At 67.3% G+C, this 13,597-nt stretch carries 12 protein-coding genes; 1 reads left to right on the top strand and 11 read right to left on the bottom strand.

The window, feature by feature from the left end:
• Positions 1 to 21 precede the first annotated feature (21 nt).
• The 11 genes from ACWTSU_RS07780 to ACWTSU_RS07730 all read right to left on the bottom strand — a co-directional run bounded on the left by ACWTSU_RS07780 (position 22) and on the right by ACWTSU_RS07730 (position 11,311).
• Positions 22 to 1,215 carry an FprA family A-type flavoprotein gene (locus ACWTSU_RS07780; RefSeq protein ID WP_455139426.1) on the bottom strand — a complete coding sequence of 398 codons (1,194 nt, stop codon included), beginning with the start codon at positions 1,213 to 1,215 and terminating at the stop codon, positions 22 to 24.
• A gap of 147 nt (positions 1,216 to 1,362) precedes the next feature.
• On the bottom strand, positions 1,363 to 3,438 hold the full coding sequence (locus tag ACWTSU_RS07775) for an elongation factor G (RefSeq protein WP_455139424.1): 2,076 nt from the start codon (positions 3,436 to 3,438) through the stop codon (positions 1,363 to 1,365).
• Between the two features lie 145 nt (positions 3,439 to 3,583).
• Positions 3,584 to 4,237 carry an HAD family hydrolase gene (locus ACWTSU_RS07770; RefSeq protein ID WP_455139422.1) on the bottom strand — a complete coding sequence of 218 codons (654 nt, stop codon included), beginning with the start codon at positions 4,235 to 4,237 and terminating at the stop codon, positions 3,584 to 3,586.
• A 66-nt stretch (positions 4,238 to 4,303) separates the two neighbouring features.
• On the bottom strand, positions 4,304 to 5,026 hold the full coding sequence (locus tag ACWTSU_RS07765; protein WP_455139420.1) for a GntR family transcriptional regulator: 723 nt from the start codon (positions 5,024 to 5,026) through the stop codon (positions 4,304 to 4,306).
• Positions 5,027 to 5,177: 151 nt separating this feature from the next.
• Entirely contained in the window at positions 5,178 to 5,912 is a 735-nt protein-coding gene (dagF, locus tag ACWTSU_RS07760) for a 2-dehydro-3-deoxy-phosphogluconate aldolase (protein WP_455139418.1), read from the bottom strand.
• 2 nt (positions 5,913 to 5,914) lie between these two features.
• A complete protein-coding gene (locus ACWTSU_RS07755) occupies positions 5,915 to 7,024 on the bottom strand; it encodes a DgaE family pyridoxal phosphate-dependent ammonia lyase (RefSeq protein WP_455139416.1) in 1,110 nt (369 codons plus the stop codon).
• Positions 7,025 to 7,100: 76 nt separating this feature from the next.
• On the bottom strand, positions 7,101 to 8,729 hold the full coding sequence (locus ACWTSU_RS07750; RefSeq protein ID WP_455139492.1) for a PTS system mannose/fructose/sorbose family transporter subunit IID: 1,629 nt from the start codon (positions 8,727 to 8,729) through the stop codon (positions 7,101 to 7,103).
• Positions 8,730 to 8,792: 63 nt separating this feature from the next.
• On the bottom strand, positions 8,793 to 9,284 hold the full coding sequence (locus tag ACWTSU_RS07745; protein WP_455139414.1) for a PTS system mannose/fructose/N-acetylgalactosamine-transporter subunit IIB: 492 nt from the start codon (positions 9,282 to 9,284) through the stop codon (positions 8,793 to 8,795).
• Positions 9,285 to 9,299: 15 nt separating this feature from the next.
• Positions 9,300 to 9,707: a PTS sugar transporter subunit IIA gene (locus ACWTSU_RS07740; RefSeq protein WP_455139412.1), complete on the bottom strand. Its 408-nt coding sequence runs from the start codon at positions 9,705 to 9,707 to the stop codon at positions 9,300 to 9,302.
• A 398-nt stretch (positions 9,708 to 10,105) separates the two neighbouring features.
• The gene (locus ACWTSU_RS07735) at positions 10,106 to 10,282 is read right to left on the bottom strand and encodes an Arc family DNA binding domain-containing protein (protein ID WP_455139410.1); all 177 of its coding nucleotides are present in this window, start codon (positions 10,280 to 10,282) and stop codon (positions 10,106 to 10,108) included.
• Positions 10,283 to 10,294: 12 nt separating this feature from the next.
• Positions 10,295 to 11,311 (bottom strand): SPFH domain-containing protein, encoded by a 1,017-nt coding sequence (locus ACWTSU_RS07730; protein WP_455139408.1) that lies wholly within the window; start codon positions 11,309 to 11,311, stop codon positions 10,295 to 10,297.
• A gap of 314 nt (positions 11,312 to 11,625) precedes the next feature.
• Here ACWTSU_RS07730 and rlmD point away from each other — a divergent pair, with 314 nt between their 5' ends.
• Positions 11,626 to 13,077 carry a 23S rRNA (uracil(1939)-C(5))-methyltransferase RlmD gene (rlmD, locus tag ACWTSU_RS07725; RefSeq protein ID WP_455139406.1) on the top strand — a complete coding sequence of 484 codons (1,452 nt, stop codon included), beginning with the start codon at positions 11,626 to 11,628 and terminating at the stop codon, positions 13,075 to 13,077.
• Positions 13,078 to 13,597 lie beyond the last annotated feature (520 nt).

The following is a 13,597-nucleotide window of genomic DNA, read 5'->3' as shown; positions in this document are numbered from 1 at the left end:
GCAACGAAGCCGTCGGCCCCGCTACTTCCCCGCCTCCACGAGGTGCGCCACGAGATCGCGCGCCTCGGTGAGCTGCTCCTCGCTCGGGACGAAGTTCACCGCAAACGTCTTCTCGGGCATCTGGAAGCCCATCGCCTCGAGCTCCTTGGCCACGTTGTTGGGGCCCGCCGGCGCCCAGCCGTAGCTGCCGAACGCGAGGCCGATGCGGTTGTCGTTCTTGGGCGAGAGCCCCTTCATGTACGTGAGCAGGCTCGAGATCGTGGGCAGCATCTGGCTGTTGAGCGTCGGCGAGCCCACGCAGACGTAGCGGCAGTCCAGGAAGACCTCCATGATGTTGGAGATGTGGTTCTCCTTGATGTCCATGAGCTGCGCGGGGATGCCGGCGGCCAGGAAGCCGTCGACCAGCGCGCGGGCGATCTCCTCGGTGGAGTGCCACATCGAGTCGTACGCCACCAGGGCGCGCTCGCGCACCTCGCCGGAGACGAAGCCCTCGTACGCCCTCAGGATGTCCTCCACGTGGCTGCGCCAGATCACGCCGTGCGCCGGGCAGATCAGCTCGATTGCGTCGGCACCCAGCCCGCGCACGGCCTTGACCGCCGCCGCGGCCTGCGCGCGATAGGGCTGCACGATGTTGGCGTAGTACTTGCGCGCCTGGTGCATGACCTCGCACATGTCGTTCTCGTCGTCGAAGCGTGCCGAGCTGGCGAAGTGCTGGCCGAAGGCGTCGTTGGAGAAGAGAATCTTGTCGTAGGCGTCGTAGGTGACCATGTTGTCGGGCCAGTGGACCATCGGCGTCTGCACGAAGGCCAGCGTGCGCTTGCCGATGCAGAGCGTGTCGCCGGTCTTGACGCCGTGGTAGCCCAGGTCGCCGTAGTGGGCGATCATGTTCTTGACGCCCTGCGGCGCGGAGCAGTAGATCTCGCAGTTGGGCGCGAGCTCGTGGATGCGCGGCGTGCAACCGGAGTGGTCCATCTCCACGTGGTTGGCGATGAGAACGTCGATCTTCGACGGGTCGATCACCGAGGAGATGCGCTGCACCAGCTCGTCGGCGAAGGTCACCTTGGCGGTGTCAATCAGCGTGACCTTCTCGTCGAGGATGAGGTAGGCGTTGTACGTGATGCCGTCCTCGGTGGTGTAGCCGTGGAACTCGCGCGCGTTCCAGTCGAGCGCGCCGACCCAGTAGACGTCCGGCTTGATCTGAACTGCAGAGAGCATGGCCCCTCCCTTGATGCGGGCTGTTTGCGGCTGGTCAACTCGCAGTCAGCATAGCACGGCACGGCGAGAAGGACGGGCGGCCGGCCCGGATGGACCGACCGCCCGCCTGGGGGTCAGATGTGGAAAAGGGACTGTCCCTTTTCCACATTACTTCTCGCCGGCGGCGCGGCGGGCGGCGTACTCGTCGGCCAGCCGCTGCTGGATTTCGTGCGGGACCTGCTCGTAGCCGGAGAGCTCCATCTCGAACTCGCCGGTGCCGCGCGAGAGCGAGCGCAGGCGCGTGGCGTAGTCGGTGACCTCGGCGTACGGAATCGTAGCCACGACGGTGGTCTCGCCGGCGGCGGCGCCGGTGCCGGCCTCCATGCCCTCCACGCGGCCGCGGCTCGCCGAGACGTCGCCCATCACGGAGCCGGCGTAGCTCTCGGGCACGGTGATGCGCAGGTGCGCCATGGGCTCCAGCAGCACGGGCTCGGCCTGCGCGACGGCCTTCTGGAAGCCGATGCGCGCGGCGGTCTTGAACGCCATCTCGTTGGAGTCGACGGGGTGGTAGCTGCCGTCGTAGACGGCGACCTTGACGTCGATCATCGGGTAGCCCGCCAGCACGCCGTCGCGCATGGTCTCCTGGACGCCCTTGTCGATGGCCGGGATGAAGCCGCGCGGGATGTGGCCGCCCACGACCTCGTCCACGAACTCGTAGCCGGCGCCCGGGTTGGGCTCGATGCGCAGCCAGCAGTCGCCGTACTGGCCGGCGCCGCCGGTCTGCTTCTTGTGGCGGCCCTGGGCGGACGCCACGCGGCGGATGGTCTCGCGGTACGGGATCTTGAGCGCCACGGTGTGCGCGGTGATGCCCGCGCGGTCCTCGAGCCGGTCGAGCAGCACGCTGACCTGCGCCTCGCCGATGGCCGAGATGACGGTCTGGCCGGTGTCCTCGTCGCGCTCGACCTTGAGTGTGGGGTCGGCGTCCGCGCTCTTCTCGAGGAAGGCATAGAGCTTGCCCTCGGTGCCGCGCTTGTCGGGCTCGATGGCAATGCGGTACAGCGAGTTGGGGAAGCGGAACTCGGCCGCCTCGACCTTGCCGGTCACGGACAGCGTGTCTCCGGTCATGGCCTCGAGCTTGGGCACCACCACGATGTCGCCGGCCGCCGCGCTCTGCACGTCGGTGGTCTCGCGGCCGCACATCTGGTAGAGGTGGCCCAGGCGCTCGGTCTTGCGCGTGCGCGCGTTGGTGAGCTCGATGCCCGGCGTGATGGTGCCGGCGAGCACCTTGAGGAACGACAGCCGCCCGTTCTGCGGATCGTTGAGCGACTTGAAGGCAAAGACCACGGGGCGCTCGTCGTCCTCGGAGATGTCGAGCTGCTCGCCGTTGACCAGCGGGATGCGGCCGAAGTCCGCCATCGTGGGGAACCACTCGACCACGGCGTCCATGAACGAGACGACGCCCTCCTCGCGCACGCAGCTGCCCGAGAAGACCGGCACGAAGACGCGGTCGCGGACGGCCTTGGCGAGAAGCCCCTCGAGCTCCTCCTGGGTGACCTCCTCGCCCTCGAGGTACTTCATCATGATCTCGTCGTCGGCCTCGACGACGAGCTCGGTGAGCTGCGAGCGGGCGGCCTCCGCCGCGGAGGCGTACTCGGCGGGCACGCCGGTGACCACGGGCTTGCCGTTCTCGAGGTGGCGGGCCTTCATGTGCACGACGTCGATGACGCCCGAGAAGGCCTCGCCGGAGCCCATGGGGATGGTCACGGCGCCGAGGTTGGTGCCAAAGCGCTCCTGCAGCGTGGCGAAGGCGACGTCGTAGTCCGCGTCCGGGCGGTCGAGGCGGTTGATGAACAGGGCGCGCGCGAGGGAGAGGTCCTCGGCCGCGTACCACAGGCGCGTGGTGACGGTGCCGGGCCCGGAGGCCGCGTCCACGACGAACGCGGCGGTCTCGCAGGCGCTCATCGCGGCGTAGGCGTCGCCGACGAAGTCGGGGTAGCAGGGGGCGTCGAGCACGTTGATGCGGGTGCCCTCCCACGTGATCGGCGCGATGGCGGTGGAGATCGAGAAGCCGCGCTCCCCCTCCTCGCCGTCATAGTCCAGCGTGGGCTTGGTGCCGGCGTGGCCCCCCAGGCGGGTGGTGCGGCCCGTCAGGTGGAGCATGGCCTCGGCCAGCATGGTCTTGCCCACGCCGCCTTGGCCCACAAGGACCACGTTCTTGACCTTCTCGCTTCCCTTTGCAGCCATGATGCCTCCCTCGAACGGGGTGTGTGCACGATGGCCCCACCTTAGTCGTGCGCGGGGGAGGCGGCGCGCACGTATCGGGCAGCGGGCGAGAAGAGCGGCGAAGGCGGGCGGGCACCGGGCGGCGCGGGCGGCGGGGCGCCCGCCCTCACAGCGCGGCGAGAAGGGCGCGCACCTCGCGCAGGTCGCCGCAGATGGCGCGGCAGCGGGCGCGCAGCCCCTCGTCGGGCTGGATCAGGTCGGGGACCATGATGGTCACGAACCCGCCCGCAGAGGCGGCCCGCACCCCGGAGGGGCTGTCCTCCAGCACGATCGACGCGGACGGATCGGCACCGAGCGAGGCCGCAGCCGCGAGGAAGATGTCGGGGGCGGGCTTGGAGGGGTGCCCGTCGTCACCGGTCACGATGACCGAGAAGCGCTTGCGCACGCCCCCGTGCGCGAGGTTGGCCTCGACCACGCGGCGCGCGCTCGACGAGGCGACCGCGCAGGGAACGCCCTGGTCGGCAAGCCAGTCGAGAAGCTCGTCGAGGCCGGGCTTCTTGGGCGCTCCGCCGGCAACGAAGAGCTCGGCCCCGATCTCGTAGTGGTCGTCCACGGCGCGAAGGGCGTCGGGGTTGCCGGGGAAGGCCTCCTCGACGAGCGCCATCACGCGCTCGCGCGCGGCCCCGACGCACGACTCCACGAGACCGTCGGGCACCGTGAGGCCGTAGCGGGCGAAGGCGGGCGGCCAGGACGAGGCCCACACCGGCTCGGTGTCGAACATCAGGCCATCCATGTCGAAGACGACGGCTTCCGGACGCATGGATCGAGCCTCCTCTCTGCCGCGCGCGACGACGGGGGGCGAGCTCACGCGCCCGTCCGACGGACCCTAGACGGGCAGGGAGTCGGAGTCCACCGTCTGGTACTCGGCGAGGTCCCCGGGGAAGCGCGCGAGCAGATACTCGAAGGGTCGACCGTCGTCGAGGTAGCCGACCTGCTCGATCTCGAGCAGGGGGCTGCCGGCGGTCACGCCCAGAATCTCGCACTCCCGCTCGTTGGCCGTCACCGCGCGCAGCGTCTTGTGATAGCTGTCAGGAGTAACCTCGTAGTTCTCGGCGATCCAGGGGCGCACGCTCGTCTCGGCCGCCGTGAGGCGGATGTCGCGGAATATCTCCACCGGATAGTAGAGGTACTGCATGTCGAGAGGCGCGCCCTCGTGCAGGTGCGAGCGCTCGATGTAGAAGGCGAAGCTGTACTCGTGCAGGCCCAGCTCGCGACGGACGTGCTCGTCGGGCTTGAGCACCGTGAACTCGTGCACGTCGCACGTGGGGTTCTCGGCGAGGTCGCGGTCGATGTCGTCGGAGAGCGAGACCGTGTTGAGCGACTTGCCCAGCGAGGGCGTGGCGACCTTCTTGACGTAGACGCCCGAGCCGCGCTTGCGCGACACGAGCCCGCGCTTCTCGAGGTCATCCATAGCCTGCTCGATGGTGGTGCGGCTCACGTGATACTTCTTGGTGAGCTCCACCACGGTGGGGAGCTGGTCGAACGGCCTGAGCTCACCCGTCCTGATCGACTCCTCGATCTCCCGCACAATGGCCTTGTACTTCGGCACGTACCCTTCCTCTGACACGACAACGCGCTCGACTCTTCCCGCAAGCGGCCCTCGGCGGGCCCCGGGCGCTCCGGGACCCACCATGGGCCACTCGATGAGGATGTCTTCAAGCGTCTGAACTCGTGACAAAGGATATCAAATCCCTAGGGGACTAGACGAGAGCCCTTACCTTGTCCATGAGGGTGACAACGTCCTCGGGGCGCGTGTTGCCCGTGGCCTTGTCAACGATCGAGCTGTAGACGTGCGGGATCACCTTCGGCACGCCCGCGTCGAGGATGATGCGCATGATCTCGTCGAAGTTCTCGATCGTGATGCCGCCCGTGGGCTCGAGGATGAAGTCGTGGCGCGCGCACGCCTCGGCGACGGCCTTGAGCTCGTCGGCGACCTTCAGGCCGCCCATCGGGAAGAACTTGAGCGAGTCGGCGCCCATCTCCTTGGCCATGGCGACGACGGTGTCGGCGTCGACGAGCGCGGGCTTCTCGCACTCCTTGGACAGCGGGCCCGTGGAGATCTTGACGAGACCGGGCGTCCCGGACGGGGCGACCATGGCGTTGACGTGGCACTCGGCCCCGTCGAGGTTGGCGCGCGTCCAGCCCACGGCGCAGAACGCCTGGTTGAAGTGGTTCGCCTTGACGTACTTGGCCACCTCGGCCACGGCGCGCCACTGGTTGGGGTTGCCGCCGCCCAGACCGACGGAGAGGTTGCCCTCGAGGACCTCCATGTAGCGCCGCGCGTCCTCGACGTAGGCCTCGACCGTGGGGTAGTCGGCGGTGAGCACGCCCACCTCGACGTGGCCCTCGGCGGCCTCGTACACCTCGCGCGCGTTGTCGAGCGATCCGCCGAGGACGTTCAGGCAGACGCGGTCGTTGTAGTAGTTGATCGGCATGGCTATACCTCCATTATCTCGCGAAGTCTCTTGACGATGAGCTCGGGGTCGCCCTCGCCCAGTGGCCGCGGGTCGAAGTCGATCTTCCCGAGGTTGAGGAACTCGGTGCGGGCCCAGACGATCGGGTCCCCGGAGCGCAGCCGCTCGTTCACGGCTCCCATGGTCAGCTCCGGGCGCTGCGTGCCGTCGAACTCGACGCGGCAGCGGAAGATCGCGCGGCCCGCCTCGTCCTGGATCTTCTGGGCGCGCAGGCCGTCGATCTCGCCGATCCTCTCGACGAGATAGTCGACCTTGGCGACGTTCTCCCTGACCTCGGCCTCGTGGTCGCGCTCGTCGTACTGGTCCAGCGCGGCGAGAAGCCCCATGATCTGCTCCTTGCCGACCTTCATGGCGCGGCCGATGCCCTTGTACTGGGGCTGGACGTACTGGACGTAGGCGCGCTTGCCCGTGACGAACCCGGAGGTCGTGGCCTCGAGCGCCTTGGCGCCGGAGTAGCACACGATGTCGGCGCCGAGCGCCACGTACTTGCGGAAGTCCTCCTCCGCGGCGCAGTCCATCATGAACGGCAGGCCGTGTGCGTGGGCGATGTCGCGCATGGTCTCGATGTCGACCATGCCCTTCTGGACGCAGTGGTGGCTCTTGACGTAGAGCAGGGCGACCGTCCTGTCGGTGATCGCCTCCTCGATGTCCTCGGGGTGCACCTCGTTGGCCTGGCCCACCTCGACGGGAACGCCGCCGCCCAGGCGGATCATCGAGGGGATCGGGGCGCCGTAGTTGATGGAGTGGCCCTTCTGCAGGACCACCTCATTGGCGAGGCCCGTGGGGTCGGGCAGGCGCATCATGTCGGTGTAGCGCCCCTTGGTGACGAGTCCCGCCACGGTCAGCGCGATGGCCGCCGACGCGCAGGGGGCCACGCAGCTCATCTCGGCGCCGGTGTGCTCGGAGATGATCTCACCGGCGCGCGTCATGAGGTCCTCGATCACCACGTAGGACTGGCCGCCCGCCACGGCGGCCCGCGCCACGCGGTCGCTGAAGGTCGAGACGCCGAGCACGGTGACGCGGCCCGAGGCGTTGATGACCCTCTTGAGACCGATGTCCTGATAGACGCTCAATGGTTCCTCCCTCTTGAGAAAGACGCTGGGCACGCGGCGCAAGGGTGCCGCGTGCCCAGCACGACCGAACCAGTGACTAGAGAATGCCGAGCACGGCGCAGACGACGCTGATGACGACGATCGAGATCAGGATGACGTTGTAGCGCGGGCCCTTCTTCATCATGTAGAAGTAGATGGCGAAGACGGCCACGAGCGGCAGGATGCCGGGGGCGATGCTGTCGAGGATCGACTGCACGCCGATGACGTTGCCCGCGCCGAGCGTGAACTCGAGCGGCGAGGAGATCGTGATGTAGGAGCTGGAGAGGGCACCCATCATGATCAGGCCGAGCACGTTAGCGGCGAAGATGATCGACTGCATGACGCCGGACTTGAGCAGGCCGGTGATGGACTCACGGCCGAGCGAGTAGCCGCGCTGCGTCATGAAGTACTGGATGATGATCGAGATGCCGGGCCACAGGATCAGCGGGGCGATGCCGCCGAGGGCGCTGCCCTGCTCGGCGAACGGGATGAAGATGCCGTAGATGACGGGCATGACCACGGCCCAGACGATGGCGTCGCCCATGCCGGCAATCGGGCCCATGAGGCCGGTCTTGATGGAGGTGATGGCCGAGCCGGGCAGGTTGCCATCGATGGCCTTCTCCTCCTCCATGGCGATGGTGATTCCCTGGATGATGCCGCCGAGCGAGCCCTCGGTGTTGAAGAAGGCGAGGTGGCGCTTGAGGGCCTCGGACAGGTCCTCCTTGGCCGGGTAGAGCTTCTTGAGGATCGGCGACATCGAGGCGCAGAACACCAGGCTCTGGAGGCGCTCGTAGGAGTTGGACTCCTCGCAGCCGAAGTAGTAGAGCCAGAAGGCCTTGGTGACGTCCTTCTTGGTGATGAGCCCGCTCTTCTCGGCGTCCTTGAGGGTCTTGGCCTCGGCGTCGGCGGCGGCGCTCGCCTCAGGCGAGGCAGCAGGCGCGGCGGAGGCGCTGGCGGTGTCCGGGAACATGATCATGCGCAGCACGAGAGCGATGATCAGGCCGAAGATGGCCATGCCCATGACCGGGATCTGCAGGTACGCCACGGCGAAGTAGCCGAGGAAGAAGAAGGGGATGAGCTCCTTCTTGCCGATGACCATGATCGTGAGCGCGAAGCCCAGGGCCGGCAGGATGCCGCCCATGACCTCGAACGAGTGGATCAGGACGTCGGGCAGGGCGGCGATGAGGGCATTGGCCCACTCGGCGCCGAACAGGTCGATGACGAAGACGAACGGGAAGCGGATCACAAAGCCCATGAGCGCGGGGAACAGGAACGCGCAGCGCATGATGCCGGCGGTGTTGGCGTTCTCCGCGTACTTGTCGGCCATGTGGACCCAGATCGCGTTGGTCGTGCGGCGCAGCTGGTCGACGAAGACGCCGATGACGCCAAACGGCACGGCGAGGGCCACGGCCAGCTCCGGGGTCATGTTGGACATGACGCCGAGCGGGATGGCGATGCAGCCGGCCAGGCACGGGTCGTTGGGGACGTTGCCGCCGGGCGTCGAGGTGACGCCGAGGTAGACGAGCTGAAGGGCGGCGCCGATCTGCATGGACAGCACCATCTGGCCCGTAAGCAGGCCCACGACCACGCCGATGGTGGCGGGCTGGAGCAGGGCGCTCGAGATGGTGTAGCCAAAGCGCAGGCGGGCGAACCAGTAGTAGACGCCCATCACGATTGCGATACCCATAGTGCTCACTGGTTACCTCCTTCTCTTGTGAGGTTTGTTGTGCGGGGGCGAGCGGACGGGCGCCTACCCGCGATACTTCTTGAGAATCGCGTCGACGGTCTGCGGGGCGTCCTCGGGGATCGTCTGGAACACGATCTGCACGCCGTCCGCGGCGAGCGCGTCGAGAATTGCCGCGTCGGGGTCGTCCAGGGTGATGTTCTGGAACACGACCTTGCGCTCGGGACCGCCGCCGAGACCGCCCACCTGGACCGACTTGACGGTGAGGCCCTGGTCGTAGACGTTCTTGAGCGCCTTGAGGCTCGGCAGGAGCAGCAGCACGTTGCCGGAGCCGAAGACGTCGGCCTTGTACTGCTCGACGGCCTGGGCCTCGGTCACGCACTCGACCTCGATGCCCGCGGGGGCGGACATGAGGTAGATGCTCCGCATGAACTCGTCGTTGGCGAGCTCATCGCTCACGACCACGATCTTGTTTGCCTGGACCTGGTTGACCCACTTGGTCATGACCTGACCGTGGATGAGTCGGGAGTCGATTCGCGTAAGTACGATGTTTCCCATTTCTATCCTCCTTTCCTAGCTCATGTTCGACTTGACTTCGGCAACGACATCCTTGCAGGCACCCGCGCCCGCAGAGAGGATTGCGTCGTAGTCGAGCTTCCCGTCCCCCTGCAGCTCGACGCACGCCTCGAGCAGCATGGGGGCATTGAGGCCACAGAAGACCCGGATTCCGGTCTGGTTGCCGATGGCGGCGGCGACGTTGGAGGGCGTGCCGCCAAAGAGGTCGGTGATGATGAGGGAGTCGGGCGAGACGGTGTCCACGTACTCGCGGACCATCGCCATGTACTCGGGCAGGGTGTAGGACGGCTCGAGAGCGATCTCGTGCACGCAGTCGATGCTCCCGAGGATCATCCGGAGGCTCTTCACGAGCGCCTCCCCCCAGCCGCCGTGCGTCAGAAGCACGATTTCCGTCTTCTTCTCCATGGGGACCATCCCTTCGCCTCGTACACCGTATGGCCGCAAAACAGGCCCTTCTATCAGGTGTTTTCTTCTCTATCCCGAAACGAAATTAGGATAATTGGTACTTGTTGTCAAATTGTACCGGTACGATTTATTCACCTTTACTGGTTGGTTTCCCATTTAGGAAATCCGCAGGTAAATCGTGCTATTTCGTTAATTTGGACGCTTGGTGGAGGAAATGCGGACAATAGGGGGAATGCCGCCAGCGGACGTATATCATCCGCGAGCGGCACCCGCGAACGGCGTCATGGCGGGACGGCCGCGGGGCTGCGGGCCGACGTCGGCCCCGTCCCCACGGCCGCCCCGTGGTGCGCCGCGCAACGGTTGGGGCGGAGGCGCTCGTCACGCCTCCGCCCCCGCGGTCATCTCTCGCGCCTCTTGTCGTCGCGCCTGGGCAGGCGACCGGCCCGGCGCAGCGCGTCTCGCAGGATCCACTCCACCTGGCCGTTGGCGCTGCGCATCTCGTCGGCGGCCCAGCGCTCGACCGCGGCCCAGACCTCCGGGTCTATGCGGAGCGGATACTGCTTGCGCGCGGCCACGCTGCTCGCCGCCTACTGGTACAGCGAGCCGGTGTTGAGCACGGGCTGGGCCTCTGACTCGCCGCAGAGCACCACCATCAGGTTGGACGCCATCACGGCCTTGCGGTCCTCGTCGAACTCGACCACGCCGCCGTCCGAGAGCTCCTTGAGCGCCATGTCGACCATGCTGACGGCGCCCTCCACGATCTTCTTGCGCGCGGCGATGATGGCCTCGGCCTGCTGGCGGCGTAGCATGGCCTGGGCGATCTCGGGCGCGTAGGCCAGGTGCGTGAGGCGGGCGTCGTCAACCGAGACGCCGGCCGGTGCGAGGCGCCGGTCGAGCTCGTCGCGCAGGGACTGGGAGACCTCCTCGATGTTGGAGCGCAGCGTGATGGAGCGGTTGGTGGCGTCGTCGTCCTCCATGTGGTCGTAGGCGTAGATGCTCGCCACGTGGCGCAGGGCGGTCTCGGTCTGCATGGCCACGAAGGAGGGGTAGTTGTCCACGTCGAAGAGGGCCTTGGCGGTGTCGGCCACGTGCCAGACCACCACGGTGGCGATCTCGATGGGGTTGCCCATCTTGTCGTTGACCTTGAGGCGGTCGCCGTTGAGCGTGCGGGCGCGCAGCGAGACCTTGGTGGAGAGCGCCTTGCCGGCGGCGGCCTTCACGGACGGGCTGCCCTCCTCCAGGCTCACGTCCACGGAGACCCCGGAGCCGTCCGAGCCCAGGCTGCGAGCGTAGAACGGGTTGGCCCAGTAGAAGCCCGAGTCGCGGACCGTGCCCGCGTAGTTGCCAAAGAGCACGAGCACGCGCGCCTGGCCCGGCTGCAGGCTGAAGAAGCCGCAGCTCACGATCAGGTTGACGACGAACAGGACGATGCTCGCCACGAGCAGGGCCGCGGCGAGGGCGGGAGCGGGCGCGGCGGCCTCGTCGGCCGCCACGAACAGGACGATCGACTCGACGAAGGCCCAGACCACGACGGCGTACAGGGCGAGGTTGACGAAGAGCATGGGCCAGCCGGACGCGGCGCGGGCCTGCTTCTCCACGGTCATTGCGGTTCCTTTCCTAGTGGCGGGCGCGCCCCGGGGCGGGCGTCCTCGCCTGATGCCATTGTGATATCACATTGGTTTCTTCGCAAGGAGTTCCGCGAGCGGCTGGGCCTCCGCCGCGGGCGGTACGGCCGCTTTGCGGCCCCGCCCTCACAAGTTGGGTGGTTTTCCGGGAGTGCACCAAGTAGCCGCGCGCGGCGACGTGATAAACGTGCAGGTAGAAGGCTCGCTGGTTTTGTGACTACTTCGAGGGGCCCTGAAAAACCACCCAACTTGTGAGCCAAGCCCCTCGCAAGGCTCTCGGGTACACTGGTCGCATGGGATACAAGACCTACACCTGCCCGATCGCTCGGGACTGCGGGGGCTGCGAGTGGCTCGCGGTCCCCTACCCCATCCAGCTCCGGCGCAAGCAGGAGCAGGTGGAGCGCCTGCTTGCCGCGATGACCGAGAAGGACGACACCGTCCTGGAGCCCATCCGCGGCATGGACGAGCCCGTCCGCTACCGCCACAAGGCGGCCACCCCCTTCGTGCACCGTGCGCACGGGCGCGTGGCCTGCGGGTTCTACGCCGCCGGCACGCACCGCATCGTGCCGTGCCGGGACTGCCTGGTCGAGGACGCGCGCGCCCGGGGCATCCTGAACGCCGTCGCCCGCGTGGCCGAGCGCCTGCACATCCCGCCCTACGACGAGGACCGCGGCACCGGCGTGCTGCGCCACGCCGTCGTGCGCTGCGGGTGGAAGACGGACGACGTGCTGCTCACCCTAGTCTCGCGCGTGCCCGAGCTGCGCGACGAGCGCCGCGTGACGGCCGAGCTGCGCGCCGCGTGCCCCGAGGTCACGAGCATCGTCCTCAACGTCAACGACCGCAGGACCAACGCGATCCTGGGACGCCGCAGCCGCGCGCTCCACGGGCCCGGCGTCATGCACGACCGCCTGCTCGGCTGCACCTTCGAGATAGGTCCCACGAGCTTCTACCAGACCAACCCCGCCCAGACCGAGGTCCTCTACCGGCTGGCGCTCGACGGGGCCGCAGGCGCGCGCCACGTGCTCGACGCCTACTGCGGCACCGGCACCATCGGCATCTGCGCGGCGGCGTCAGGCGACGCGCGGGTCACCGGCGTCGAGAGGGGCCGCGAGGCCGTCGCGTGCGCGCGGCGCAACGCGGCCGCGAACGGCGTGGACGACCGCTGCTCGTTCGTCGCGGCGGACGCCACGGAGTGGATGGCGCGCTCCGGGTCCGACGAGCGCCCAGACGTCGTCATCATGGACCCGCCGCGCGCCGGCAGCACGCCGGAGTTCCTCGACGGCGTGGCACGCCTCGCCCCGGAGCGCGTGGTCTACGTGAGCTGCAACGTGGTCACGCAGGCGCGCGACCTGGAGATCATCCGCGCGCACGGCTACCGCCTCGCGCGCGTGGCGCCCGTGGACATGTTCCCGCACACCAAGCACGTGGAGACGGTAGCGCTCCTAACCCGAGAAAAATCCGTCAAGAGCTACGCGTACGTCAACATCTCCCCGTCCGAGCTTGGAATGGGTGGCGAGATTAAGAAGCCCACGTACGAAAACATCCGCGAGTACGTGAAGAAGACCCGCGGCCTGACCGTGAGCACGCTGAACATCGCGCAGATGAAGGCGGAGTGCGGACTGGAGAAGCAGGCCGACCGCTCCGGCGACAAGAAGCAGCCGAACTGCCCGCCCGAGAAGCGCGAGGCGATTCTGGACGCGTTCCGTCACTTCGGGATGAATGAGGACGGGTCCGAGGAGGATTAGAGGCACGCATTTGCCGTTTTAAGACGTTTTAAGCCCGTTGGGGTACTCGCGTACCCCTCGGGCTTTTTTCGTGTCTTAAAACGGCTCTGAGCGCGTTAGAGGGACAGAGGGCGCAGGTGCGCATCTCGCGTGCGCTCGATGCTGGGGCTGGCCGCCCTGCGGGCGGCGGTTCGAGTCTCGGGCCGGGGTACAGGTTGGGGTCTGCATGGGTCGGACGGCGTCCTGACACACTATCGCGAAAAAATAGTGTGTCAGGCTCCTTCCCCATCCCATCGGGGAGTACGCGAAAATCGGCGATTTCCTGACACACTACGAAAATCGGAAGTGTGTCGGGGTTTTTCCCGCAACCATCGGGGAGTACGACCCGTTGACACACTATGCACACCTTTTTCTGAACTAATGTGCGCGAGAGAGGAATACAGGATATTCCATCGGGACGCGTCCCGAATTTTGGTGTAGGCGGCGACTCGGCCGGCGCCCGGAGGGGCGCGGCCGTTCCCTAGAATCGCAGTCACCACAA

The sequence above is a fragment of the Thermophilibacter sp. genome, assembly GCF_966187215.1.
The sequence above is the reverse complement of the archived record's forward strand: the minus strand, read 5'-3'. Positions and strand labels throughout refer to the sequence as shown.